Source organism: Pseudodonghicola flavimaris (assembly GCF_030164425.1).
GTDB classification, from domain to species: Bacteria; Pseudomonadota; Alphaproteobacteria; order Rhodobacterales; family Rhodobacteraceae; genus Pseudodonghicola; species Pseudodonghicola flavimaris.
The window spans coordinates 19,405-45,219 of the sequence record NZ_JASNJD010000012.1 but is presented as its reverse complement, the minus strand read 5'-3'; the positions used below and the strand labels follow the sequence as shown (position 1 = coordinate 45,219).

21 protein-coding genes and 2 tRNA genes are annotated in these 25,815 nt (G+C 65.8%); 8 read left to right on the top strand and 15 right to left on the bottom strand.

All coding sequences use genetic code 11. From position 1 onward, the window contains the following. Positions 1-14: 14 nt before the first annotated feature. Genes QO033_RS15720 through QO033_RS15700 form a run of 5 tightly spaced genes read left to right on the top strand, consistent with a single transcriptional unit; the run spans position 15 to position 4,201 of the window. The gene (locus QO033_RS15720; protein WP_284481934.1) at positions 15-1,088 is read left to right on the top strand and encodes an ABC transporter ATP-binding protein; all 1,074 of its coding nucleotides are present in this window, start codon (positions 15-17) and stop codon (positions 1,086-1,088) included. Continuing rightward, on the top strand, positions 1,075-1,929 hold the full coding sequence (locus QO033_RS15715; protein ID WP_284481933.1) for an ABC transporter permease: 855 nt from the start codon (positions 1,075-1,077) through the stop codon (positions 1,927-1,929). The genes QO033_RS15720 and QO033_RS15715 overlap by 14 nt, the downstream gene beginning before the upstream one ends. After that, positions 1,926-2,726: an ABC transporter permease gene (locus QO033_RS15710; protein ID WP_284481932.1), complete on the top strand. Its 801-nt coding sequence runs from the start codon at positions 1,926-1,928 to the stop codon at positions 2,724-2,726. The genes QO033_RS15715 and QO033_RS15710 overlap by 4 nt, the downstream gene beginning before the upstream one ends. 20 nt (positions 2,727-2,746) lie before the next feature. Further along, a complete protein-coding gene (gene fabG / locus QO033_RS15705) occupies positions 2,747-3,526 on the top strand; it encodes a 3-oxoacyl-ACP reductase FabG (RefSeq protein ID WP_284481931.1) in 780 nt (259 codons plus the stop codon). 3 nt (positions 3,527-3,529) lie between these two features. After that, positions 3,530-4,201: a cysteine hydrolase family protein gene (locus QO033_RS15700; RefSeq protein ID WP_284481930.1), complete on the top strand. Its 672-nt coding sequence runs from the start codon at positions 3,530-3,532 to the stop codon at positions 4,199-4,201. Positions 4,202-4,262: 61 nt separating this feature from the next. Here QO033_RS15700 and QO033_RS15695 read toward each other — a convergent pair whose 3' ends face one another. The 4 genes from QO033_RS15695 to QO033_RS15680 all read right to left on the bottom strand — a co-directional run bounded on the left by QO033_RS15695 (position 4,263) and on the right by QO033_RS15680 (position 11,337). After that, positions 4,263-4,769, bottom strand: coding sequence for an acetone carboxylase subunit gamma (locus tag QO033_RS15695; protein WP_284481929.1), 507 nt, complete (start codon positions 4,767-4,769; stop codon positions 4,263-4,265). 51 nt (positions 4,770-4,820) lie between these two features. Then, positions 4,821-7,133: a hydantoinase B/oxoprolinase family protein gene (locus tag QO033_RS15690; protein WP_284481928.1), complete on the bottom strand. Its 2,313-nt coding sequence runs from the start codon at positions 7,131-7,133 to the stop codon at positions 4,821-4,823. A 23-nt stretch (positions 7,134-7,156) separates the two neighbouring features. Next, positions 7,157-9,310, bottom strand: coding sequence for a hydantoinase/oxoprolinase family protein (locus QO033_RS15685; protein ID WP_284481927.1), 2,154 nt, complete (start codon positions 9,308-9,310; stop codon positions 7,157-7,159). 191 nt (positions 9,311-9,501) lie between these two features. Next, entirely contained in the window at positions 9,502-11,337 is a 1,836-nt protein-coding gene (locus QO033_RS15680; RefSeq protein ID WP_284481926.1) for a sigma-54-dependent Fis family transcriptional regulator, read from the bottom strand. 522 nt (positions 11,338-11,859) lie between these two features. Between QO033_RS15680 and QO033_RS15675 the strand changes: the two genes are divergently transcribed. Then, positions 11,860-11,933: transfer RNA gene (locus QO033_RS15675), tRNA-Cys, on the top strand. A gap of 347 nt (positions 11,934-12,280) precedes the next feature. Here QO033_RS15675 and QO033_RS15670 read toward each other — a convergent pair. The 4 genes from QO033_RS15670 to rocF all read right to left on the bottom strand — a co-directional run bounded on the left by QO033_RS15670 (position 12,281) and on the right by rocF (position 17,924). Beyond that, positions 12,281-13,159 carry a ribose-phosphate diphosphokinase gene (locus QO033_RS15670; protein WP_284481925.1) on the bottom strand — a complete coding sequence of 293 codons (879 nt, stop codon included), beginning with the start codon at positions 13,157-13,159 and terminating at the stop codon, positions 12,281-12,283. Continuing rightward, a complete protein-coding gene (locus tag QO033_RS15665) occupies positions 13,156-14,673 on the bottom strand; it encodes a thymidine phosphorylase family protein (protein WP_284481924.1) in 1,518 nt (505 codons plus the stop codon). The genes QO033_RS15670 and QO033_RS15665 overlap by 4 nt, the downstream gene beginning before the upstream one ends. Beyond that, complete coding sequence (locus QO033_RS15660) at positions 14,670-16,055, bottom strand: MBL fold metallo-hydrolase (RefSeq protein ID WP_284481923.1); 1,386 nt, start codon at positions 16,053-16,055, stop codon at positions 14,670-14,672. Before QO033_RS15660 ends, QO033_RS15665 begins: the two co-directional genes overlap by 4 nt. 942 nt (positions 16,056-16,997) lie before the next feature. Beyond that, entirely contained in the window at positions 16,998-17,924 is a 927-nt protein-coding gene (gene rocF / locus QO033_RS15655) for an arginase (protein ID WP_284481922.1), read from the bottom strand. A 121-nt stretch (positions 17,925-18,045) separates the two neighbouring features. Between rocF and QO033_RS15650 the strand changes: the two genes are divergently transcribed. Continuing rightward, positions 18,046-18,480, top strand: a complete 435-nt coding sequence (locus QO033_RS15650) for an Lrp/AsnC family transcriptional regulator (protein WP_284481921.1) — start codon at positions 18,046-18,048, stop codon at positions 18,478-18,480. Positions 18,481-18,495: 15 nt separating this feature from the next. On the opposite strand, the gene QO033_RS15645 is transcribed toward QO033_RS15650, so the two are convergent. Both QO033_RS15645 and QO033_RS15640 read right to left on the bottom strand, forming a co-directional pair. Further along, positions 18,496-18,954 carry a disulfide bond formation protein B gene (locus tag QO033_RS15645; RefSeq protein WP_284481920.1) on the bottom strand — a complete coding sequence of 153 codons (459 nt, stop codon included), beginning with the start codon at positions 18,952-18,954 and terminating at the stop codon, positions 18,496-18,498. A gap of 1 nt (position 18,955) precedes the next feature. Next, positions 18,956-19,534: a YqaA family protein gene (locus QO033_RS15640; RefSeq protein ID WP_284481919.1), complete on the bottom strand. Its 579-nt coding sequence runs from the start codon at positions 19,532-19,534 to the stop codon at positions 18,956-18,958. A gap of 153 nt (positions 19,535-19,687) precedes the next feature. On the opposite strand from QO033_RS15640, the gene QO033_RS15635 reads away from it, so the two are divergent. Continuing rightward, positions 19,688-19,771 (top strand) — tRNA-Leu (locus QO033_RS15635). Between the two features lie 369 nt (positions 19,772-20,140). Here the strand turns inward: QO033_RS15635 and QO033_RS15630 are convergent. From QO033_RS15630 to QO033_RS15610, 5 genes are all read right to left on the bottom strand, one after another. Further along, positions 20,141-21,148 carry an ABC transporter ATP-binding protein gene (locus tag QO033_RS15630; protein ID WP_284481918.1) on the bottom strand — a complete coding sequence of 336 codons (1,008 nt, stop codon included), beginning with the start codon at positions 21,146-21,148 and terminating at the stop codon, positions 20,141-20,143. Then, positions 21,145-22,164, bottom strand: coding sequence for an ABC transporter ATP-binding protein (locus QO033_RS15625; RefSeq protein WP_284481917.1), 1,020 nt, complete (start codon positions 22,162-22,164; stop codon positions 21,145-21,147). The genes QO033_RS15630 and QO033_RS15625 overlap by 4 nt, the downstream gene beginning before the upstream one ends. 12 nt (positions 22,165-22,176) lie before the next feature. Beyond that, on the bottom strand, positions 22,177-23,058 hold the full coding sequence (locus tag QO033_RS15620) for an ABC transporter permease (protein WP_284481916.1): 882 nt from the start codon (positions 23,056-23,058) through the stop codon (positions 22,177-22,179). A 17-nt stretch (positions 23,059-23,075) separates the two neighbouring features. Further along, a complete protein-coding gene (locus QO033_RS15615) occupies positions 23,076-24,026 on the bottom strand; it encodes an ABC transporter permease (protein WP_284481915.1) in 951 nt (316 codons plus the stop codon). Between the two features lie 83 nt (positions 24,027-24,109). Continuing rightward, positions 24,110-25,756 (bottom strand): peptide ABC transporter substrate-binding protein, encoded by a 1,647-nt coding sequence (locus QO033_RS15610; protein ID WP_284481914.1) that lies wholly within the window; start codon positions 25,754-25,756, stop codon positions 24,110-24,112. Positions 25,757-25,815 lie beyond the last annotated feature (59 nt).

Below are 25,815 nucleotides of genomic sequence, written 5' to 3'. Positions count from 1 at the left end.
CGACAGAAAAGACCATGACAGACAGTTCGCCCCCCATCCTGCGCATCAACGCGCTGACCAAGACCTTCGACGATTTCACGGCGCTGCACGGTATCAATCTGAACGTGCGCGACGGCGAGTTTCTGGCCATCGTCGGCCCGTCCGGTTCCGGCAAGACCACCCTGATCCGCATCCTCGTCGGCATGGACGAACCGAGTGATGGCGCGGTCTGGCTGCGTGGCACCCGCATCGACGTGGTGCCGGCGAATAAGCGGCCGACCTGCATGGTGTTCCAGTCTCTGGCGCTGTTTCCGCATCGCTCCGTCGGGCAGAACATCGAATTCCCGCTGAAGCTGCGCGGGGTGGCGCCGGCAGAGCGCAAGGCGCGCGCGCTGGAGCTTCTGGATACGCTGCGGCTGCCGCGGGACTATTACAGCAAGCGGATCCAGCAATGCTCCGGCGGTGAGAAGCAGCGCGTTGCACTGGCCCGCGCGCTGGCCTTCGATCCCGAGATCCTGTTTTTCGACGAGCCGCTTTCGGCGCTGGACTACCGGCTGCGCAAGACGCTGGAAAAGGAACTGAAGGACCTGCACCGGCGCACCGGCAAGACCTTCATCTACATCACCCATTCGCTGGAAGAGGCGATGGTGATGTCCGACCGCATCGCCATCATGAAGGCGGGCCGGTTCGAGCAGATCGCCCCGGCAGAAGAGATCTATGCCCGCCCGGTGTCGAAATTCGTGGCCGAATTCATGGGGGAGGTGAACTTCTTCGATCTGGTCAAGGGCGCCGCGCCCGGCGTGGCGCTGTCGGCGGCGGCGAGCGCGGCGCTGGCCGGTCAGACCGGCACGCTGACGATACGTCCCGAGAGCCTGCGCAAGCTGACCGCGGAGGGTGTTGCCGATCTGTCCTTCGAGGGCATTGTGACTGCGGAGTATCTGCTGGGCTCACGCATCCAGTACCGCATGACGCTCGCCACCGGGCAGGAGATGATCGTCGAGGTGCTGCGCGAGAACGCGGTGGAGGGCGGCATCGGCGCGGCGCTGCGCGTCGGCTGCGACCTGTCGGCGGCGCATCTGATCGCGGAGGCCGCCGATGCAGCAGCGTGAACGCAGGCTGGGGCTGCTCTATGCCGCGCCTCTCTCTCTCTTTCTCCTGCTGACCTTCCTTGCCCCGATCCTGCTGGTGGCGGGGTTTTCGACCATGCCGGAGAAGGTGTTTTCGCTGACCCAGATGCCGGATTTCTCGGCCTATCGCACGGTGCTGGAGCAGGGCTATTGGAAATCGGTGGCCTGGTCGCTGTTCATGGCGCTGCTGGCGACGCTCATCCTTTTGGTGATCTGCTGGCCGCTGGCCTATGGCATGGCCAAGGTGTTCAAACGCTTCACCCTGGTTCTGACCATCGGCGTGGTGATGACGCTGTTCGTTTCGGAAAACATCCGTCTGTTCGGCTGGGTGCTGACGCTGATGAAGGGCGGGCTGATTGAGGGGTATTGGCGCTACTGGACCGGGCAGGGCTTCGATGCGCCGCTCTATAACGGGCCGATCATCGTCTTCGGTCTGGTCTATGTCTATCTGCCCTTCATGCTGTTTCCCCTGGCCCAGGGCATCTCGATGGTGCCCGACGACGCGCGGCAGGCGGCCTATGATCTGGGTGCCAGCCGGTGGCAGATCCTGAAGGAGATCGACCTGCCGCTGGCGATGCCGGGGATCATGGTGGGCTCGCTTCTGACTTTCGTGCTGGCCGCCGGCGCCATGGCGGAATCCAAGCTGCTGGGGGGGAGGGCGATCATCACCATCGCCGATGAGGTGCAAACCGCCTTCACCTACGGGCAGAACTGGCCGCTTGGTTCGGCGCTGGCCATGGTGCTGATCGCGATCATTGGCACGGTGGCGATCTGGGCGATCTCCAAGGCCGATCTGGATGCGATGATGGGGCGGAAATCATGAAGACCTCCCGCCTCTCCACTGCGCTCCTGATCGCTTATGGCATTGCCATCCTCGGCTTTCTCTATCTGCCGCTGGTCTCGGTCGGGCTCGCCTCGATCTCCAAGGCCCGCTACCTGTCGTTCCCGATCCGCAAATATGCCTTCGGCTGGTACGAGGATGCGCTGACCTCGGACACGGTGCGCGATCTTCTGGTGATCTCGCTCAAGGTGGCCGGTGTCGTCACCGTCGCCTCCATGGTCATCGGCTTCTTCGGGGCGCTGGCCTTCGCCCGCTATAACTGGCGGTTCCGCAAGACCTATCAGAAGCTGATCCTGCTGCCGATCTTCTTTCCGCAGACGGTGCTGGGGCTGGCGCTGCTGATGTGGTTCAACGCGCTCGGCGTGGTGCCGAGCTGGAAGACCGCGATCATCGCCCATCTGGTCTGGATCGCGCCGATTGCCACGCTGGTGGTGTCGATCCGCGCCTTCAGCTTCGATGCAGCGCTGGAAGAGGCGGCGCGCGACATGGGCGCCAACCAGTGGCAGACGCTGCGCGAGGTGACCATCCCGCTGCTGATGCCGGGGGTGACCTCGGCCGGGCTCTTTGCCTTCCTTCTGAGCTGGGGCAACTTCCCGTTGTCGCTCTTCTCCACCGGCGCCGACAGCACGCTGCCGGAATGGCTCTTTGCCAAGATGGTGTCGGGTTATTCGCCCTTGGTGCCGACCGTGGGCATGCTGACGGTTGCCACCTCGGCCGTGCTGGTCTTCGGCGGCCTTATCCTCGCGTGGGCGATCAGACGCCTGCGCCCAGAAAGCTGACTTCACCGAAAGGGATCACAATGCTGACCTCCATCGCAGGCAAATCCACCATCGTCACCGGCGGCTCCAAGGGCATCGGCAAGGGCATCGCCAGGGTCTTCGCCGCGCAAGGCGCGAAGATCATGATCGCCGCGCGCGGCGAAGAGGCCGCCCGGGCCGCCGTCGCCGAGATCGAGGCGGCCGGCGGCACCGCCGCCTATCATCTTTGCGACGTCGCCGACTGGGACGACGTGCAGGGGCTGGTCGCCGCCACCAAGGCGGCCTTCGGATCGGTCGATATCCTCTGCGCCAATGCCGGCATCTTTCCGCAGAAGAAGATGATCGAGATGGCGCCCGAGGACTGGGATCAGGTGATGTCCACCAACCTCAAGTCCACCTTCCTCTGCGTGAAGGCCTGCATCCCCGAATTCGAGGCCGCAGGGAAGGGCCGGGTCGTCGTTACCTCCTCGATCACCGGCCCGGTCACCGGGTTTCCCGGCTGGTCGCATTACGGCGCCTCGAAGGCCGGGCAGCTGGGCTTTCTCAAGACCGCGGCAATGGAACTGGCCCGCTACAACACCACGATCAACGCGGTGATGCCGGGCAATATCTATACCGAGGGGCTGCAGGATCTGGGCGAGGATTACCTAAAGACCATGGCGGCCTCGATCCCGCTCAAGCGGCTCGGCGCGGTGGAGGATATCGGCAATGCGGCGCTGTTCTTCGCCTCGGACGAGGCGGGCTATATCACCGGCCAGCAGATCGTCGTCGACGGCGGTCAGATCCTGCCGGAGAGCCTTGAGGCGATCGCGGAGATCTGAGCTATGGGATGGAAGACCGACTGGCGCTCGTTCTACTACGAGACGGCGGAGGAGCCGGAGGATATCGTCCTCGATGCGGCCAGGACCGCGCTTCTGGTGATCGATATCCAGAACACCTATCTGGAGGTTTCCGACGATCCGGCTGAGGCCGCCCGCTGGGCGCCGTTCCACGCGCGAATGCACGACACGGTGATCCCCAACACCCGCGCCCTGCAGGACTGGGCGCGGCGGCAGGGGATAGAGGTGGTGCATGCCCGCATCGCCTGCCTGAAGGAGGACGGCCGCGACCGTTCGTTGTCGCAGAAGAAGCCGGGGTTCAATTACCTGCTGCTGCCGATGACGCGGGAGGACAGCCAGATCGTGCCACAGGTCGGCCCGCGCGACGATGAGATCGTGGTGACCAAGACCACCGATTCCGCGCTGACCGGCACCAACCTGCGGATCGTGCTGCACAACATGGGGATCGAGCGGGTGATCTGCGCCGGTATCTTCACCGATCAGTGCATCTCCTCTACCGTGCGCAGCCTCGCCGACGAAAGCTTCGACGTGCTGGTGATCGAGGATTGCTGTGCGGCCGCCACCAAGGAGCTGCACGAGAACGAGCTCAGAACCATCAACATGATCTATTGCCATGTGATGTCGCTGGAAGAGGTGCAGGGGCTGGCGCTGCGGTGACCTGTACAAGCGGAAAGCGGCCGGGACCGGCCGCTTTCCCCGTTGCAGCCTGGCGTGGCGCTCAGGCGGCGCGCTCGGGGATATCGAGCCCGAGCCAGTCGCGGTAGAATGTCTCGATATCCGGTTCGAAATCATGGATCACCGGATACCAGGGCGTCGGGGCCTCGACATCCAGCAGATCGCCCGACAGCGGGCAGAAATACTCGCGGATCACCTGCCAGTCGGTCGAGGGCGCCATCAGCCGGGGATAGAGCTCTTCCATCCGCAGGGCGCTGTCGCGGACGCGGATCCGGGCGTGGAGCTTCCAGTTCTCGGTCCATTCGCAGAAATCGTGTCCGGCAAAGCTGCGGATCATCCACTTCTTGTCGGAGGCGCGCTGGACGATGAACAGCTTCGGCCCGAGCGGCAGGATGATCCGGTCGTCCCAGGGGACCTCTTCCTGCAGGATGTCGATGTATTTGACGAAACGGTCCTGATCCTTCGGCGTCGACAGCATCTGCTGCAGCGTGTCGCGGTCGATGGTGCCGTCGACCAGGTCCTTGATCTTGGATTTGGTGTAGGTGGTCATGATATCCTCCCTTGGGGTGGCCGGGCGCGCCGTGACGCGCCCGGAGTGGGGTTATTCCTCGACAAGCTGGACGGTGCGGACGTCGGGCAGTTCCGACAGGTCCATGGTGTATTCCCGGCCATAGGACGGGATCGGCAGGTCGGCTTCGTTCAGCTTCCAATCCTCGGGCAGGGACCAGAAGGCGCGGAAGTCCTCCTCGAACTTCGGTCCCAGCTTGAAGGAGGCCGCGAACATCTGCTGCACATGGGTGCCGGCGTCCTTGGCAAGGATCTTCTCGCGTTCCCGCGCCATCCAGTCCGCCGTCGGTTCGGATTCGGCCAGCCGCTGCTGGCGAATCTCGGTCCGGCGGGCGGCGGTCGCCGCTTCGTCCACACCGCGCAGCCCGTCGCCCGCCGGGGTCAGGATCACGCCATAGACGCTGTCGGCGAAGCGTTCGAGCAGATAGCCGCCGTTGACATCATCGGCCACCGATTGCGGCACCCGGTCCAGCGGGTCGCCGAAGCCCGGGCCACCGCGCATGTAGTTGAGGTAGAGATCGTAATCCTCGAACATCGCCTCGGTGGTGATCGCCTGCTTGTCGCGTTTGACGCGGGCGCCCTCGAGCATCGACTCGTAAACCGGGTGTTCCGGATCGGTGTCGCCGCCGAAGGGGATCGGGTCGCCGTTGGCGATCTTCTCCTTCAGCCCGGTGTCATGCGCCTCGAAGCGATAGCCCGAGGCCGCCGGATAGCCGCCCATCAGCCCCCAGTCCGAGGTGATATGGCCGTTGCCCATGAAGAACATCGTCCAGTCCTTGGCGTTCCAGACCATGCGCAGGCTCTCGAAGCCGCAGCCGCCGCGATACTTGCCGGCGCCGCCCGAGCTGGCCTTGATCTGCCGGCCCAGATAGACCAGCGGTTCGGCCAGTTCCCAGATCTCCATGTCGCCCATGTCGCCTTCGGGGTTCCAGATCGCCGCGGCGTGGCTGATGCCGTCGCCGAAGGCGCTGGCGCCGACCCCGTTGGCCGCGCATTCGAAGGAGTTCACCGCATGAATCTCGTCATACTGGTTGAACCCGCCGCCCTGCAGCCAGTTCGAGGTATTGGCATTGCCGGCGTTGACCTCTTCCAGATAGCCGCGGCCGAAGTAGCTGCGCGACAGCCCGCGCCACAGCGCCGTCCACGAGCTGACGAGGAAGTGCCAGCTGTAGGAGAACGCCACGCGGCGGTCGTCGGGGTTCATCCAGGTACCCTTGGGCAGGCGGAACTCGGTCCCGTAGGCGGCGCCGTCGTTGATCATCTCGGTCGGGATCAGCGATTGCGTCATCATCACCCAGATGCCGGAGGTGAAGCTGACCTGATGGGCGTTGTAGGTGTGCCAGCCCCAGCGGCTCGACCCTTCGAAATCGAGCTTCCAGGTGCCATCGCCGCGAATGGTGATCTCTGACGGCGTGTGCATGATGGTGTCGACCTTGGCGAAGTCGGAGGGCACCCGCACATCGTCATGGGCATAGGGCACGTCGACGAAGCCGACCTGGCGGTACTTGCCGGGAATGGTCATCGCCTTGATGCGGTTCTGCAGCCCGACCCGCCCGTGTTCGACGGCCTCATAGGCGAAGTTCCAGTAGGATTCGATGCCTTCCTCGGCGATCACCTCCTTCACCAGGTCGCGGATCATGTGGCAGCCGGCGACGCGGGTGCGTTCGTCCAGCATCCAGTAGCGGGTGGTGCGCACCATCCGCTGGCTTTCGTGCAGCCAGTCGCGTTTCAGCGTGTCGTTCTCGCCGATCTTGCGGCAGGTGACCGAATATCCGTCGCCAAAGCGCTGGATCTGCCCGGTGGACATGGAGCCGGGGCCGACCGAGCCGGTGTCGATCACATGGGTCACGCCGCCGACCCAGCCGATCAGCTTGCCCTCGTGGAAGATCGGCACGATGGTGTGGATATCGCAGGGGTGGACGTTGCCGATCAGGCTGTCGTTGTTGCAGAAGATATCCCCGTCGGCGATCCCGGGGTTTTCCTCCCAGCCGTTCTCGATCATGTATTTGATCGCGGCGCCCATGGTGCCGACGTGGATGATGATCCCCGTCGAGGTCAGGATGCTGTCGCCGGCCGCGTTATAGAGGGTGAAGCACAGCTCGCCCTCCTGTTCCACGATCGGGCTGGCGGCGATCTTCTTGGCGGTTTCACGGGCGTCGACGACGCCGGCGCGCAGCCGCGAGAACAGCTTGTTGTACTTGATCGGCTGTTCGTCGCGCAGCTCCATATGGCGCAGACCGGCGTAATGCCCCGTCCGCTTGGTCGCTTCCATCAACCGGTCGCGGTGTTGCTTGAGGGTCTCGCCGCCGCGGACGATGCCCTCCTTGATGTCTGTCTGGATATTCATGGTTTGGTCTCCTCCCTTGATCTTCAGACTTCTTGCAGGTGGAACAGCCGGTGTTCGTCCAGCCAGGTTTCGAACCCTTCGGGGACCACGAAGGTGGTGGCGTCGGATTCGATGATGGCGGGGCCGAAGACCCGGTTGCCGGGCAGAAGCTTCTCCATCTGATAGAGCTGCGCATCGACCCATTTGCCCTTGCGGTAGAACTGCCGCGTGCCGAGCTTGGCCGCCTCCGGCGGGGTGGCATCGTGCAGCTTTTCGCGCGGGATGCGCGGTTTCGGGATCGGCACCGTGCCGCGCATGATCGCGCCGGTGACCGAATAGCCGAGCTCGGGCGAGCGGGCCGAGGCGGCATAGACGCGCCCGTAGGTGTCGTTGAAGGCGCCGACGAGGGCATCCCAGTCGTCCGCGGTGGTGGCCGAGGCGATCGGGCTTTCGATTTCCAGATCGTTCAGCTGGCCGCGATACTGCATCCGGAAGCCGGGCTGCAGTGTCACCTTGTCGGCGGAATAGCCGTTGAGGGCGAATTCCTCCAACACCCGCTCGGCCAGTTCGTCCCAGGCCGCCTGCAGGGTCGCCGCCTGCCTGGCCTTGTCGGTCTCATGGGCGGCTTCGTCGATATTGATGTCGAGCGACTTGTCGTAGCGGTATTCGAAATCCGCCGCCGCGCAGCCGAAGGCCGAGAAGCCCGCCGCCCAGGCCGGTACGATCACGTCCTCGAACCCCAGCCCTTCGGTGTAGCCGTAGGTATGAACCGGACCGGCACCGCCGTAGGAGAAGCAGACGAAGTTCGACGGGCTGGAACCCTTGCCGGAGATCATCGCCCGCAGATAGTCGCGCAGGTCGCTGTCCAGAAGCTCGATCACCCCGGCGGCGGCTTCCTCGACCGTCAGCCCGAGCGGATCGGCGATCTGTTCCTTCATCGCATCCCAGGCGCGCTGCCGGTCGAGCTTGACCTGACCGCCGAGGAAATTGTCCGGGTTGAGATAGCCGAGGATGACATGGCAGTCGGAGATCGACACCGTCTCGATGCCCGAGTCCGCCCAGCAGACGCCGACCCGGTATCCCGCCGAATCCGGTCCCAGCTTGATCGCCTTGGTATAGGGATCGAGGCGGATGAAGCTGCCGGCGCCGGCGCCCACCGAATCCATCGCCACCAGCGGCAGCGACAGCACCAGACGCGCCATGTCGGGGTCGTTCTTGATGGTCAGCTCGTTCTGGGTGATCAGCGCCACGTCGAAGGAGGTGCCGCCGATGTCGGAGCAGGCGATGTTCTTGTAACCCAGCGTCTCGCCCAGGTATTTTGCCCCGATCACGCCGCCGATCGGACCCGACACGATGGTGCGCGCCAGTTCCTTGGCCTTCCACGAGATCGTGCCGCCATGGGTGGCCATCACCCGGAAGTCGAACTTGGACCCGTGATCCTTGAAGGCGGTGGAGATCTTGTTCAGCGTCTGCCGCGACGGTTCGGCGGCATAGGCCTCGAGGATGGTGGTATTGGTGCGGTGGGTCTCCTTGCGCACCGGGTAGTAGTCGGTCGAGGCGAAGACCGGGATCCCCTTGCCGGAGGCGTCGACCTCCTCCTGCACGATATCGCGGACCCGACGTTCGTGATCGGGATTCTTGTAGCTGTGCAGCAGCGAGATCACGATGCCTTCGACATCCTGCGCGATCAGCTCGCGGGCGGCTTCGCGGGCGGTATCCTCGCGCAGCGGGATCACCACGGTGCCCGACATGTCGACGCGCTCCATCACGCCGCGGGTCAGGTGACGCGGCACCAGCGGTTCGTCGTAATAGTGGGTGTTGAGGTGAATCCGGTCCTCATAGGCGAAGCCCAGATAGGCCTGGATGGCGCGGCCCATGCGGTGGAAATCCTCCATTCCCGCATTGACGATCAGGCCGCAGCGCAGCCCCTTGCGCTGCACCACGCGGTTCAGCATCGCGGTGCCGGAATAGACCCCGGTCTGGATCTGCTCCAGCGCTTCCTCCAGCGTCAGGCCCCAGTGTTCGAGGCCCTCCTTGCTCGACGCGATCAGGCCGAGCGCTTCGTTTTGCGGCGTCGATTGCGATTTCCCGACGACGAAATCGCCATTCGCATCGACGAAAAAAGTGTCCGTCATGGTTCCGCCGGCGTCGATGCCGAGCACCTGAACGCTGCGGGCGTTTTCCTTGTCCAGTGGCAAAGTCCTATCCTCCCAGTCAGTGAATGCGTGAGTGTTCGATCACGCCAGGAGAGGATGACCCGGCCGGGCAGGGGGACGGTGTCCGAATTTCGAACGGCGCGTCGGACATGCTGCGGACGCGAAGCCGGTTGCCCGGACGGGGGCCTGCTGCGGGGCTGTTGGCGGGGATAGGCGCGGCGGCGCGGGAGGGCTCAGCCGGCGGCGCGCGGCGGGCGTTCGATCCGATGCGCGTCGAGCTTGAGGTAAAGCGTCGAGCGGGCGATGCCGAGGGCCTTGGCGGTTTCAGTCAGGTTGCCGTTGGCCGCGGCCAGGGCAGCGAGGATGCGCTGCTTTTCGCTGCTGCGCAGCGAGGCCTCGGTCCGGGCCTCGCAGGGGGCGAAGATCTCCGGCGGCAAATCGCCGAGCTCGATCAGGCCGCTGAGCGAGACGGCGGCCAGCTGCTCGACCAGGTTCCGCAGCTGCCGGACGTTCCCCGGCCAGTGATAGGCCTGCAGGTGGTCGACGGTTTGCGGTGTGAACCGGAGCGACCGGATGCCGCCGGCGCGCCGCGACCGTTCGGCGAAGAAACGCGCCAGCCGGTGCACGTCTTCCGGCCGGTCCCGCAGCGGCGGCACCTGCAGGGCGGCGCCGTTCAGCTTGAAGAAGAGGTCCGAGCGGATCTGCCCGTTCTCCAGCGCCGCGGACAGGTTGCAGCCGGACAGGGTGATGACCCGGGGCGCATGGTTGTCGCGGCGGGCGCCGATCTCGCCTTTCAGCAGCTGGAACAGAAGCGACTGGACCTCATCAGGCGCTGCCGAGGGTTCATCGAAGCACAGCACCCCGCCGGCGCGCAGCACGCGGGTGATCCGGCCCTCGCCGTCGCGCTCCCGGCGCAGGCTGTCCGGGGTCAGCTCGCCGCAATAGATCAGCTCGAAAGTCTGGCCCCGGTGGGTTTCCCGCGCGATCGCCCGCGCCAGCACTTCCTTGCCGACGCCGGTTTCGCCTTCGATCAGGATCGGCAGCGGGCTGGCGGCCAGCCGCGCCGCCCGTTTGCACAGCTGCTCCATTCCGTTGCCGCCAGCCGCGATCCAGGACAGATCGAGGGTCGGATCGCCCGGCAATTGCCGCCGCCGGTGTCGCGACGGCAGGACGATCATGGCGCCGATGGTTTCGCCGCCGTCCTCGACGATCTCGATCTCGGCCATCGGCATCGCTTCGGCCAGATCGGAGGAGAGATGGACGGGCGGATCCTCTCGCAGGCGCTGGAACCGGTCCCGCACGGCATCGAGATCGCCGAAATCCGGCGCCCGCTCCGGAAACCTCTGGGTGGCATAGATGTCGTCTCCGAACCGGTCGAACAGCAGCACTTCGTCGTTGCTCCAGTAGCGGCGCGCCGACAGCAGCCGGGCGATCAGCTTCTGCCGTTCCTCCTCATAGGATTCGCGCAGGCCGCCGCCGATCTCGGTGGCGAGCGCGGCCGACATCAGGGCGGCATGGGCCTGGTTGGTGCCCGCCGGGGTGCTGATGTCGACCACCCCCAGCAACATGCCATTGACGGGGTGCAGCACCGGGGTGGCGGCGCAGGACCAGCGCTGGATCTCCTCGCAGAAATGCTCGACGCCGCTGATCTGGACCGGCCGTTTCAGATGCAGCGCGGTGCCGATGGCATTGGTGCCGATGGCCTCCTCGTTCCAGCGCCCGCCGAGATAGAGGTGGTTTTCACTGGCCCGTTCCAGCACCGTGCGGTCGCCGTCGGCATCCAGCACCACCCCCTCCGGGTCGCACATCAGCACGATGGAGCCGGTGTCGCGCAGCAGCTCGCCGGCGCGGTTCAGGATTGGCTCGGCCGAACAGCGCAGCGCCGAACTGCGCTGGCGCAGCGCTTCCAATTCGCGCGCCGTGACCCGGGGTGCGCGTTTCAGCGACAGGATATCCCGTTTCGTCTCCGCCCTTCTCCAGGACTGGAGAACCAGTTCTCGGATGCTCTTTGGTACCTTTCCAAGCGCACGGAACCGCTCCCAGTCCTCCTTCTGGATGCTTTCCGCCATATTGGCTCCTCCGCGCGTACTGCATCATAGAACACCGGATCAGGCAAGTCGCATGGTTGGGGGAGGCGGGCGCGTGCCTGGGGGGGGCAGCACCGGGGGCCGCTGTCTGTTCCGAACTGTGGCTAAAATCGGTCTGCGAGCTTGTCGCCCCCGCGGGGCCCCGGTCCGCGGCGCGATTGTCGTCACCCTTCCGGGGCAGGCCAGGTCCGGAGGCTCCTGGCCACGGGTTCGCAGAACGCGGCGGAGGTCACCGGTCAATGCGCCTGTGCCCGAGGTCCTCGCAGCGGCTGCGCTCCCTGAGTGTGATAGGGTTGGGCCCTCTGCCGCGCGCAACGGGTGATCTGCTTCATCGCCCCCTGAATGCGCCGGGCTCGACCGCGCTGCCGGCCGCAACGGGGCGGAACGGATGGGAAAACCGGGGCAGGGGACGGAAGCCCGCACGACAAGGCGCGAAAACAGGCTTGCGGTGCCTCCATACCGCCGCTATATCGCCCTACACCACATGGCATTTTTTGCCCCGGCGGCGAGTTGGCGGAGTGGTGACGCAGCGGATTGCAAATCCGTGTACACCGGTTCGATTCCGGTACTCGCCTCCATTTATTTTCAATCACTTGCGTGTCCACCGTGCTTGCGCGGGCTGCCCCGTTTACAGGGGCGTTTACAGTTTTGTTCATGCTACACCCCCTTTCGCTTGGGCCAGCTTGACCAGAACCGCGTCGGTTTCGTCGGGCGAGACGCGGGCGCAATGCTCGATCAGGTTCGCCGCATAGCGGACGGACCAGCCCATGTGATTGGCGATCTCGGCAAGGGACAGATCACCGGGCAGGTTGTCCGAGCGCTGGCCATGGTTCTTGGGTGAGATGTCTGTGAAAATCGTATCAAACAGCCTCAGCCGGGGCCGCCCACCCCGGTGATTGCCGGGGCTGGGGGGCAGGCGGCGTGGTCAGCTGCTTTTCATCGCTGCCGCCAATAATGCGCCGACGCCGATCGCGTTTGTCGGGTGGGGAATGGTGTCGGTGCTGACGATCCGCCTGGCTCCCGCCCTGCGAATGGCCTCTTCGGCGCCGGGTGCGAAGACCGCATGGATAACCACGCAGGTCGCAGGCGGGGCACCGATCCGCCCGAGGTGTTCGAGCGTTCGGATCAGCGTGCGTCCGGAGGAGGCGATATCATCGAGGATCACTGGCGTCCCCTGTCGGAGAACGGAAGGGTCGGGCAGGCTGATCTCGACCTGGCGATCCCCGGACCGGTGTTTGGTCAGCACGTCATAGGGGCGCCCCGATAGCCTTGCGACCTCGGCCACCCATTGCCGGCTTTCGCGGTCGGGCCCCAGGAGCACAGCGTCGGGAACGGTTGCCGCAATCCAGTCGGCCAGCAGCGGAGCGGTGGCGACACGGTGTGCGGGGATGTTGAACAGTGCTGAAAGGCTCGGGGTGCGATGCAGGTGGGGGTCGGCGGTCACCAGCCAGTCGAAGCACGCGTCCAGAAATCCCGCAAAGATCGGTGCGCTCACGGCCTCGCGGGGGTGGAACCGCTTGTCCTGCCGCATATAGCCGAGATAGGGCGCGACGAGTCCGATGCGCGTGGCCCCCAGCTCACGCGCCGTAAGAGCAGCGAAACGCAGGGGCAGGGCCAGCCGGTCCGGATCGCGCAGGGTGGCGAGAAAGGCGATCTCACGTCCCGCTGGATCGCCGCCGAGGGTCACGCGCGTTTCTCCGTCTGGGAAGCTGTGCAGCGCGACCGGATGGATTTCCGCGCCGGAGACGGCGGCCATGTTTCGCGCTAGCGGCTCCATCCCGGGGAAGGGGGCGATGATCTTCATTCGCGGTCCTCTTCGATCGTGCAGAGGCCGCATTGCGCCTCGGCATAGGACCGGGCGTATTCCAGTTCTCCCAGGGTCTCCGCGTGGATCTCGAACAGCGGCCTGCCGATATCGATCCGGTCGCCGACCCGGGCCAGAAGGCGCAGCCCGGCGAGTTTTTGCCGTGGCGCTCCCGCGAGTTTCGCGGTGCGGGCGATGCGGCGATTGTCCATCGCGGCGAGGCGTCCCGCCGCGCGGGAGGTGACCACCGCGTGATACCGCGCCTCGCCCGGCTCGCTGAACCCGCCCTGCGCCTCGCAGATCGCCATGAACTTTGCCTCGGCGCGGCCGCTGTCGAGCAACCGCGCTGCCGCGGCGCGTCCACCGGCTTCCCGCGTCTCGGGAGCAAGGTCCAGCAGCGCGCCGGCAAGGTCGAGCGCCCGGTCGCGCAGATCGGCAGGGGCGCCTTCGTCGCGGCGCAGCACCGCCAGGACATCCTGGGCCTCGAGCGCCGGCCCGATCCCCCGCCCGACCGGCGCGGTGCCGTCGCTTTGATGAATCGAGAGTGTCAGGCCGATCGCGTCGCCAACGGCGCAGAGCCGCTGTTCCAGGGCCCTGGCCGTTTCCGCCGAGCGTACCTTGGCCGTCGGCCCGACGGGTACATCGATCAGGACGCGCTTTGCCCCGACCGCTGCCTTCTTCGACAACACGCTCGCCACCAGCTGCCCGTCGCTGTCGAAGTCGAGCGGTCGTTCGATCCGGATCAGAACGTCGTCCGCCGGGCTGAGGGCTAGGTTGCCGCCCCAGGCAATGCAGCCGCACTCGGCTTCGACGACGCGTCGCAGCGTGGCGGCGTCGAGCGAAACCGGCGCCATAACCTCCATCGTGTCGGCGGTGCCCGCGGGCGAGGTGATCGCCCGCGACGAGGTCTTGGGGATCATGAGACCGGCCGCTGCAACAATCGAAACGACGATCGGCGTGGTGCGGTTGCCGGGAAGCCCGCCGACGCAATGTTTGTCGTAGATCGCGGTGCTACCCCAATCCAGCGTTGTGCCCGCTGCCTGCATGGATCGGGTCAGGGCGATGGTTTCGGGAATGGAAAGCCGGTCGCCCGCGCAGGCGGTGATGAAGGCGGCCAGGTCGAGATCGGAGAGGCGCCGGTCCAGGACATCGCGAATGATCGCGTCGAACTGGTCCTGCTCAAGGGCATCGCCATAGACCTTGGCGCGGATGGCCGAGACGGAGGCCGGCGGCTCCGGGTGGGTGAAGCTGGCGCGGTCGCCGGGTTCGGGGTTCAGGACCGACCAGGCTTCTTCCGACAGGGCGGCCGTATCCTCGGGAAGCCAGTCGCCCTCGGTCAGCACGTTGAGCGTGGCAATGACCGACCTGTCGCCAAGCGTCACCTCGATCCGGGTCAGGGCCGCGAACCCCTCGGCACGGCAGACGTGGCAGTCTTCGCGCATGAAGACCACGGGTTGCCGGTAGGTGTCGATCCCGGCGCGGGAGAGGGAGAGCGTATTGTCGATTTCGATCATTTCGGACGGTCCAGCCGGATCGTTTCAAGATGCTCGGGGGCGCGGGCCGGCCAGCCCAGTTCATGTTCGATGCGCCAGCGCAGCCGGTCGGAGGCCGAGGGTTCTCCGTGGGTTACATAGGTCATGCGCGGCGCGCGGTCGGAGGCGCGCATCCAGGCCAGCAGCTCTTCCGCGTCGGCGTGGCCCGAGAAGGCTTTGAGTTGGACCACCTCGGCCCTGATCGGGAAATCGCGCCCGAACATGCGCAGGCTCTCCGCGCCGTCGGCGAGCGCCGCCCCGCGGGTGCCTCCGGCCTGGAACCCGGACAGCAGGATCGCGTTGCGCGGGTCTCCGCCAAAGCTGGCGATATGATGCAGGATCCGCCCTCCGGTCAGCATTCCGCTCGCCGAGATGATGATCATCGGGCCGCGCTGGGTGTTCAGCTGTTTCGATTCCTCGACCGAATTGACCCGTTTGGCGATCCTGAACATCGCGAGGCAATCCTCGCGGGAAACGTGATGTTCTTCATGATGGTTGTGATAGATCTCGGTCGCGTCGATCGCCATGGGCGAGTTGAGATAGACCGGCACATAGGGGATGTCGCCGCGATTTTGCAGCCGGGCGATGTGGTACATGAGGCCCTGCGCCCGCCCGACCGCGAATGAGGGGATGAGCACCGTTCCGCCCCGCGCGAACACTCGCGTCAGGATCGGCCGAAGCTCCTCTTCCGCGTCGATTTTGGCGTGGTTGCGATTGCCATAGGTGGATTCACAGACAAGTACGTCGGCGCCGGAGAACGGCTGCGGCGGTCGCATCAGCGCGTCGTTCTGCCGGCCCAGGTCGCCGCTGAACAGGATCGTCGTTCCCGGCAGGCTGACCCGGATTTGCGCCGCGCCGAGAAGATGCCCCGCCGGGATGAACTCTGCCCAGATGCCGTCACCAAGGTTGATCTTTTCTTCGAAGGGGACCGGGTGCATCCGGGTGAGCGCGGCTTCCGCATCGGCGACCGTGTAGAGGGGCACGGGGTTCTTGTGTTTGGAGAACCCGTGTTTCCGGGCGAAACGTGCTTCCTCTTCCTGGATATGGCCGCTGTCGGGCAGGATCAGCCCACAGAGCTCTGCCGTGGCCTCGGTGCAATAGACTTTGCTCCGATAGCCGCCCCGGATCAGCGCGGGCAGATAGCCCGAATGATCGAGATGCGCATGGGTCAGAAGGACGGTGTCGATCGTCGAAGGACGGACGGGGAATGGCTTGCGGTTGCGGTCTCGCAGCGTCTTGAAGCCCTGGAACAGTCCGCAATCGATCAGAATGCGGCGCTCCCCGATTCTGATCAGATAGCGCGAGCCGGTTACTGTTCCGGCCGCGCCCAGGAAACGGAGCGTCGGGCGCGTGTCCTGTGTCATGATTCCGATCCTTTCAGTTGCGTCGGCTGTTCTTCATGGAGGCGTGGTCAATTGACGCTCTGCCCCTTCAGGGCTCATTGCACATATCCAAAGCGGCCGCGTCCATGATCCAACCCCCCGGCCCGGCACCGCTGAGGCATGGATGGCGTCCGGGAGGCGCATCGCCTTCAGGCGCGGGGCGAGGTGCGCGGCCGGGCGACGCCCGGGCCGACGGTCTTCCCTCCCCGGCTTCACAGCTGGTGCGGCGCGTGATCGCGTGACGCCTCCGACTTCACCGGCCGATATGCCCGGAAGATGACAACCCAGAAGAAGACAAAGGACTGTGCCGGATCTCTTCACCGGCCAAAGGTGGGAGCCGCTGCCAGGGCGAACCATCCTCTCAGTGCGGCTTGCCCCTGCGACGCGGGCAGGTCCTTTCGCACAGGGGGCACCGTCATGCGTTTGCAAACCGTTGGTGGGCTGCCCTGGAAACAAGGCTTCGAGCGATGTCAAAACAGGGGTCACTGGAAATCGCGGCCCCCTCCTGAGATTGACGGATGGGCTCGAATGCATGGCGTGACCTCTTTCCAGTTCACGTTACCACATTCTTTCGCCTGCGGGGAGTGGTCAGAAGGATCGGTCCGGGGGCGGGGCGTTCTGTTTCTTTGCGACGCCTCTCTTCGTGATGGGGATGATGATGGGGATGGTCGCGGGAGCTTCGATCTTTGCTGTAGCGGCAAAGCTTGGCCTGAGCGCAGGCAGCGCGCGGCAATATCTGAAAAATGTGCGTTCGAAAACCGGGGGCACAGTCAGGGCGAACTCCTGTTCCTGATAATGAAATCTCCTGTTTGGATGTCCCCTGAGGGCTGACGGCACGGTCCGGTTGGGATCGGTCTGGCTGCACGATCTGACAGGGCCTTGATGCCCTGTCAGCGCGCCGGTAGTTGCCGGCGCGCTGCGGGGTCAGCCATAGGCGCGGGTCGGTCGGTCGAACACCCGCCGTCCCAGCGCCGAGGCGGTCAGCTCCACCAGCAGATGCGCGGTGCGGCCGCGTTCGTCGAGGAAGGGGTTGAGCTCGACCAGATCGAGCGAGGTCATCAGCCCGCTGTCGCAGATCATCTCCATCGCCAGATGGCCCTCGCGCACGGTGGCGCCGCCGGGCACGGTGGTGCCCACCGCCGGGGCGACCGCCGGATCGAGGAAATCGACGTCGAGCGAGACATGCAGCATGCCGTTCTGCGCGGCCACCTGTTCCAGAAACGCGGCCAGCCCGCGGGCGATGCCGTTCTCGTCGATATCGCGCATGTCGTGACGGCGGATCGGGCTCTGTTCCAGCGCCTGCCGCTCCGCCGGGTCGACCGACCGCAGGCCGATCAGGCAGACATTCTCGGGCGGGACAGGGGCGGTCACCGGCGGAAAGCCATCGAAATCCGGCCGCCCGGTGACATAGCCGATCGGGGTGCCGTGGAGATTGCCGCTGTCGCTGGTGCGTGGCGTGTGAATGTCGCTGTGCGCATCGAGCCAGAGCACGAATTGCGGCCGCCCGACCGCCGCCGCATGGTCCGCCACCCCGGTCACGCTGCCGAGCGAGAGGGCATGATCGCCGCCGAGGAAGATCGGCAGCCCCTCGGCCATGGCGGCGCGGGCCTCGCGGCGCAGAAGCTCGGTCCAGGCGATGGTTTCGTTGCGACGGTAGAGACGGGCACCGGGATCGTCGGGGGCGAAGGCGTCGGGGCGCAGGTTGCCGCGATCCTCGACCCGGTGGCCGAGCTCGCCGAGCGCGGCGGCCAGACCGGCGGTGCGCAGGGCGTCGGGCCCCATCAGGCAGCCGGGGCGACGCTTGCCGCAGTCGAGCGGGGCGCCAATCAGAATGCAGGTGGTCTGGGTCATCGTGTCAGCTCCGGAAAGGGGCAGGGAAGGCTTCTCCCTGAGGGATGGCGCCGGGTTGTGGTGGAAACCAGCCCTCAATTCGACCATATTGGTAACAAATTTTCCAATTTGGATGATCAATATGGACAAAACGGATGAACGGCTGCTGGCGGCGCTGCGGCAGGATGCGCGCTGTTCGCTCTCCGATCTTGCGTTGCAGCTGGGGCTGTCGCGCAGCACGGTGCGCAGCCGGATCGAGCGGCTGCGTCAGTCGGGCGAGATTCTGGGGTTCACCGTGGTGCTGAAACGCGACGTGCTGCGCGATCCGGTGCGGGCGTTGATGATGGTCGGGATCGAAGGCCGCGGCGCCGCGCGGATCACCCGCCAGGTGCAGGGCTTCGCCGAGGTGCGCGCGGTGCATTCGACCAACGGGCGCTGGGATCTGATCCTGGAACTGGGCACCGAAACGCTGGAAGATCTGGATCGCGCCCTGGCCCGCATCCGTGTGCTCGACGGTGTGGTCAGCAGCGAAACCAGCCTGCTTCTGTCGACGCGCAAGGCCTCCGGCGCGGGGTGATGCCGGCGGTCTGCCTCAGCCTCGGGCGCGGGCGGCGGCGACCCAGACAAACGCCAGCAGCAGTGCCAGAATGGCGTTCCAGCTGGCCATCGACAGGCCGAGGAACTGCCACACGATTTCGTCGCAGCGCACCAGCGGCGCCGCCATGATCTTGTCGAACAGCTGATCGGCCGACATCCCGCCGACGCCGCCGGAGGTGCAGGTGGTCGGACCTTCCCACCAGCCCTGTTCGACGCCGCTGTGATAGAGCCCGAAACCGGCGGTGGTCAGCGCCGCGAGCGCGCCGAGCAGCGGCAGAACCGGCCCCGGGATCACCAGCGCCAGCAGCCCCAGGATCACCGCCGCCAGATGCGGCCAGCGCTGGCTGATGCACAGATCGCAGGGCGGCAGCTTGGCAAGATACTGAAACCCCAGCGCGGCCAGCAACAGCAGAGCGGAGCCACCGGAGGCGATCAGGATCAGGGGTTTGCGCATCTCAGAGATACCTCAGCAGAAAGAAGCCGCCGGCCAGCGCCAGCACGAAAAGGGTGAAGATCAGACCGAGCCGGCGTTCGATGAACTCCCGGATCGGCGCGCCGAAGGTCCGCAGCAGCGCCGCGACCACGAAGAAACGGATCGCGCGGGCCAGGACCGAGGTGGCGATGAAGGTCCCCAGCGGCATGCCGGTCCAGCCCGACATGATGGTGATCACCTTGTAGGGGAAGGGGGTGACCCCGGCCGCCAGCACCGCCCAGAAGCCGAAATCGTTGAATTTCACGTTGAACTGCGCCATCGCGTCGCCCTTGCCCATCGCCTCCAGGATCGGCCGGCCGATGCTGTCGTAGAAGAAGGCGCCGATGGCATAGCCCAGCAGCCCGCCCAGGACCGAGGCCACCAGCGCGACGCCGGCGATCAGCCAGGCGCGATGCGGGCGGGCCAGAACCATCGGGATCAGCAGCACATCGGGGGGGATCGGGAACACCGAGCTTTCGACGAAAGCCACCGCCGCCAGCACCCAGAGCGCATGCGGGTGGTCGGCCAGGGTGAGCGTACGGTCATATAGGCGTCTGAGCATGGCCGGTCCTCGGTCGCGGCGGAAAACGCCGGGGCTGATCCGGGCAAACCATGCGGCGAACGCGCGGTCAAGCCATCGCCGATCACCTCGACGCGAGCGCGCGAGATTTCCCTCTGGACGCCCCCCGTCCGCTTACGATATCGGAGGGGCGTGGCCCAAGTGGCGGAATGGTAGACGCAGGGGATTCAAAATCCCCCGCCTTCGGGCGTGCCGGTTCGAGTCCGGCCTTGGGTACCAACGACTTAGAGGGTCTGGCCACACTCACCCTTTAGTCCATTCACCCAACGCATTCACCCTTTCTCAGTTTGTTTTTGTTCTGTTCCGGTTCCGGAATCGGGTCTATTCCCGCTTCTGGCGGGCGGAGCGGCTCATCAATTTGCGCGATGCCCGGAGCCGGTGGTAGGCGACCAGTTCAGCGCTCTGGTTGGTCACCGCCCGGGTCTCTGCATCGCTGCAGCCAGCCTCGGCCAGCCCGACGATCGCGAACTGGCGCAGCCCATACCTTCTTGCGCGTTCACCAAGGCTTTCCCCCCAATCGCGAAATGCCTTTTCCTGCCTGCGGGGCGGAGGCGGCACAAGCAGACGGCGGGGGGGCTCCCCGTGCCTCTATAGCGACTGTTTCTCGACCACCGCCGGAACCAGCGACAGGTCATCGCGGATGCAGGCGCTGAAATGGTCCGGGCCGCGCTGGCGCAGCGGCGGCCGCGCGGCGGCACACTCGGGGCTGGCATGGGCACAGCGGGTGCGAAACACGCAGCCTGAGGGCGGTGCCAGCGGGCTCGGCGGTTCGCCCTTCATCGCGATGCGCTGCCGCTTCGCCCCCACCGCCGGCTGGGGCGCCGCCGACAGAAGCGTTTCGGTATAGGGGTGCGCGGGCGCGGTGAACAGTGCGCGGGTCGGCGCGATCTCCATGATCCGGCCCAGATACATCACCGCAACCCGGTCGGCGATATGGCCCACCACCGCCAGATCGTGGGTCACGAAAAGGATCGTCAGCCCCAGCGTTTCGCGGATCGAGGAAAACAGGTTCAGCACCTGCGCCTGCACCGAGACGTCGAGCGCCGAGACCGGTTCATCCGCCACGATGAACTCCGGCTTCACCATCAATGCCCGGGCAATGCCGATCCGTTGCCGCTGACCACCAGAGAACTCATGCGGATAACGGGAAATCATCGAGCGGGGCAGGCCGACCCGCTCCAGCGTCTCGGCCGCCTGGTCGCGGCGCTGCGCCGCCGTCAGCTCCGGCTGGTGAAACCGCAGCGGCATGGTCAGGCTGTCCTCGACCGTCATCCGCGGGTTGAGAGAGGAGAACGGATCCTGGAACACCATCTGCATCTTGCGGCGATAGGGGTGCAGCGCCTTATGGGACCGACCCACCAGATCGGCCCCTTCATAAAGCACCGCGCCGGAGGTCGGCTGCTCCATCATCATCAGGGTGCGTCCGAAGGTCGATTTGCCCGACCCGGATTCGCCGACCAGCCCAAGCACTTCGCCGCGCCGGATCCGCAGGTCGATCCCGTCGACCGCCCTGACCGAGGCGGTCTGACGGCCGAGCAGCCCCTGACGCACCGGATAATGCTGTTTCAGGCCGCTGGCCTCGATCAGCGTGGTCATGCCGGAACCTCCGTGTTTTCGGTTGCAAGCGGTTCGGATGCCCGCAGACAGCGCACCCGGTGGCCGGTGCCGTCGACGGCGGTCAGATCCGGCAGATCGACATCGCAGAGCCCGGGCCGGGCATGCGGACAGCGCGGATGAAAGGCGCAGCCTTGCGGCAGAGCGTCGGGACTGGGCACGAAGCCTTCGATGGTGCCAAGCGGGCCGGACCGGAGCCCCGCGTCCTCGAACCGCGGCACCGAGCCGAGCAGCCCGCGGGTGTAGGGCATGCGCGGGCTGGAGAGCACCTCTGCCAGCTCGCCGCCCTCGACGATCCGGCCGGCGTACATCACCATCACCCGATCGGCGATCTCGGCAACGACGCCGAAATCATGGGTGATGAACAGCATCGCCATGTTGGTCCTGCGCTGGATATCCTTCAGCAGCTCCAGGATCTGGGCCTGTACCGTGACGTCGAGCGCGGTGGTCGGCTCGTCGGCGATCAGCAGGTCGGGTTCCAGCGCCAGCGCCATGGCGATCACCACCCGCTGGCGCATGCCGCCCGACATCTCGCCGGGATAGGCGTGCATCCGTCGCGCCGGATCGGGAATGCCGACCATCGACAGCAGTTCGATCACCCGGGCGCGGATCGCCGACCGGCTCATCCTGCGGTGAAAGCGGATCGCCTCGGCGATCTGGTCGCCGACACGATGCACCGGGTTGAGCGAGGTCAGCGGCTCCTGAAAGATCATCGCGATGCGCGGGCCGCGGATCGCTGCCATCCGGCGTTCGGACAGCTCCAGCAACTCAACCCCGCCGATGCGGACGCTGCCGCTGATCCTGCAGCGCGGCGCCTCCGGCAGCAGACGCATCAGCGCGAAGGAGGTGACCGACTTGCCAGAGCCGGATTCGCCCACCAACGCCAGGGTTTCGCCGCCGCGAATATCGAAGTCGACGCCGTGGACGACCTGGGTTTCGCGCCCGCCACTGCGGAAACGGACGCGCAGATCGCGAACGGAAAGGACTGGATCGGTCATATCGCCCCCTGCCTATTGCACCGAGCGGGCATCGAGCGCATCGCGCAGCCCGTCGCCGATGAAGTTGAACGAGGTCACCGCCAGGGTGATCGCGACGCCCGGCACGATGGCCAGCCAGGGCGCGCTATCGAGATATTGCTGCGCATTGTTCAGCATATTGCCCCAGCTGGGCAGCGGCGGCTGAATGCCGTAGCCGAGAAAGGAGATATAGGCCTCAAGCAGAATGGCGCGGGCCACCGTCAGCGTTGCGGCGACGATGATCGGCCCCATCACGTTGGGCAGGATCTCGCGCCCCATGATCCACCAGTGCGGCGCGCCGATCATCCGGGCGGCGGCGGTGAAGTCGCGCGCGGCCTGGCCGCGCACCTCGGCCTCGACGATCCGCGCCACCTCCATCCAGGAGGTCACGGCGATGATGATCGTGATCATCGCCGGCGAGGGCTTGAGAAAGGCCGCCAGCGTCAGCATCAGGAAGACGGAGGGGAAGGACAGGAAGGCATCGACCATCCGCATCAGCCCGGTCCGGGTCCAGCCGCCGAAGTACCCCGCCACGATGCCGATGGCGGTGCCGATCAGCGTCGACAGAACCATCGCGGTGAACCCGACGGTCAGCGAAATCTGCCCGGCCGAAAACAGCCGCGCCGCGATATCGCGTCCCAGCGGATCGGTGCCGAGGATATGGCCACCGCTCAGCGGCGGGGAGAAGCGGGCGCGCAGATCGATGTAGAGCTCGTCATAGGGCAGGAAATGGGGGCCGGCGAAACAGGCCAGTGTCAGCAGCACGATGGTGACGAGCCCCAGCATCGCCAGCCGGTGGCGCATGAACTTGCGGACGCGGGGGCCGCGGAAGACCGCAAAGACGGCCCTGCGCGCGGGATCGGGGATGGCGGTCATGGGCACGGTCCTTTCGCTCAGCCGAGACGGATACGGGGGTCGGCCAGGGCGACGCCGACATCCGCGAGGAAATTGCCAACCACGGTGAGGATGGCCGAGAACATCAGAAGCCCCATGATCACCGGGTAATCGTTGTAGCCGAGGCTATCGATGAAGAGCCGCCCGAGCCCGGGCCAGGTGAACACCGTTTCGGTCACCAGCGCGCCGCCGATGATCGTCGGCAGTTGCAGCCCGGCCAGCGTGATCATCGGGATCAGCGCGTTGCGCACGATATGGGCGCTGATGATGCGCCAGCGCGGCAGCCCCTTGGCCCGCGCCGTGCGCACGTAGTCCTGATCCATCACATCGAGCGTCGAGGCCCGCATGTAGCGGCTCCAGATCGCCACGTTGACCAGCGCCAGCACCGCCGAGGGCATGATCAGGTGAATGGCATAGTCGCCCAGGCTCTGATCGCCGACGGTGTACATGTTGCCGGCGGGCAGCCAGCCGAGCTCCAGCGAAAAGAAGAAGATCGCGATCAGGCCGAACCAGAAGGTCGGGATCGACAGGGCGATCATCGCCCCCACCGTGGCGACGTAGTCGAACAGCGAATAGCGTCTGAGCGCGCCGAGCACCCCGATCAGCGTGCCCAGCACGACAGAGATCACGGTGGCACAGCCCATCAGCAGCAGCGTCGCCCACATATGCCGCCAGATCACCGACAGCACCGGGCTCTGATCGCGGTAACTGGAGCCCCAGTCGCCCACGATCAGCTTCGACAGCCAGTCGAGGTACTGGATCGGCAGCGGCCGGTCGAGCCCCATCTGATGGGCGATACGTTCCAGATCGGCCTGGCTGATGCCCGGGGTCAGCGCATATTGCGACAGCGGCCCGCCCGGGGCGAGGTTGATCACGGCAAAGCCGATCATCGACACGATGAGGATCAGCACGATCCCCTGTAACGTTCGATGAAGAAGAAAGCGTATCATGGCGAGGCTCCCGGCGAAAAGCGGAGGGCGCCCCCCGGACCCGGCAGGAATCCGGAGGCCGCGGTCAGGGTTGGGTCAGGCGATCACACCCAGCGCCAGTCCTGCATGTTCCAGAAGTTCATGCGGACGTTGACGTTGGGGGTGAAGCCTTCGAGGTTGGCCTGGTGCCCGCGCACCTCGTTGCGCTGGAACAGCGGCAGGAAGGGGAGCTGGTCGCGGATGATCGTCTGCACCTGGGCATAGATCGGCTTGCGCGCGTCGGGCGACACGGTGGTGGCGCCTTTCTCCAGCAGCGCGTCCAGTTCGGGCAGGGCGATCTGGAAGGTGTTCTGCCCTTCGCCGCCCTGGGCGTTGATCGCCTGCGAATGCATGAAGGTCAGGGTGTCGGGATCCGGCCCGGTCAGGAAGATGATGCCGACCACCGCCATGTCATATTGCGACTGCATCCAGTGATCGCCCCACATGACCGCCGGCGGCAGGTTCCCGATCTCCATCTCGATGCCCATGTCCTTCCAGCCTTGCTGCAGGAACTGCTGCATCTGCTCGCGTACATGGTTGCCCGAGGTGGTCGAGCAGGTGAAGCTGAGCCGCTTGCCGTCCTTGACGCGGATGCCATCGTCGCCGGGCAGCCAGCCCGCCGCGTCCAGCAGCGCCTTGCCGGCGTCCGGGTCATAGACGTGTTTCGGCAGGTCCGGGTTATAATAGAAGCTCTGCTGCGGCATGTAGCTTTCGGTCGGCGTCGGCAGGCCGTAATAGAGCGCCTCGATGATGGTGTCCTTATCGACCCCGAGATAGAGCGCCTGACGCACGGCCTGGTCGCTCAGCACCGGGTTGCCGGTATTGATCGCCAGGGTTTCGACACTGCCCGCCGGCACCGCCAGAACCGTCTTGCCCGGCAGGGCGGAGGCTTCGGCATAATGGTCGGCCGAAATGCCCTGCAGCGCGATCACGTCGATGTCGCCGGTCTTGAACTGGGTATAGAGCACGGTGAGATCGGGGACGTATTTGATCACCACGCGCGCGATCGAGGCACGGGTGCCGTGATAGTCCGGATAGGCCACGAGCTGGATATTATCGCCCGGGGTGCGGCTGTCCCAGACGAAGGGGCCGGTGCCGATCGGCGCCTGGTTGAATGGCGCCTCGTTCGGGTCCACGCCGTCGAAGGCATGTTTGGGCACGATGAAGGTGGAGGCCAGGATCGCCATGTAGGGCGCGAAGGCAGAGGTCATCTTCCACGACAGCTCGGTGTCGGAAATCACCGTGATCTCCTCGACCAGCTCGTGACCGTCGCGGCGGGCGGCGCGGAAATCCGGGTTCTGCTGCAGCTCGATGGTGAATTTCACGTCCTCGGCGGTGAACGGCGTGCCGTCATGCCAGGTCACGCCTTCTTTGAGGGTGATTTTCCACTCGGTGCCATCGGCCGAGACGCCGCCGTTTTCCACTGTCGGCACCTCGGTCACCAGGCGCGGCGCCAGCGTGCCGTCGGGTTCGACCACGAGCAGCGGATCGAATACCGCCCAGTGGATGCCGTCGTCGACCTCGATATGCAGCAGATGCGGGTTGAATATCGTCGGTTCCTGGCTGACCCCGACGATGACCTGACCCGAGGCCTGCGCCCGCGCGGGCCCGGGCAGGGTGGAGAGCCCCAAGCCCGCCGTGGTCATCAGCGTCATGCCGAGAAAGCCGCGGCGCGAGGGGTGGGAAAGGGAGGAAAAGGCAGTTTTCGTCATCTTTGGTCTCCTGTTGGTCTAGGTGGGGGACGGAGGGCGCCGGCGCTTCTTCCGTCGCT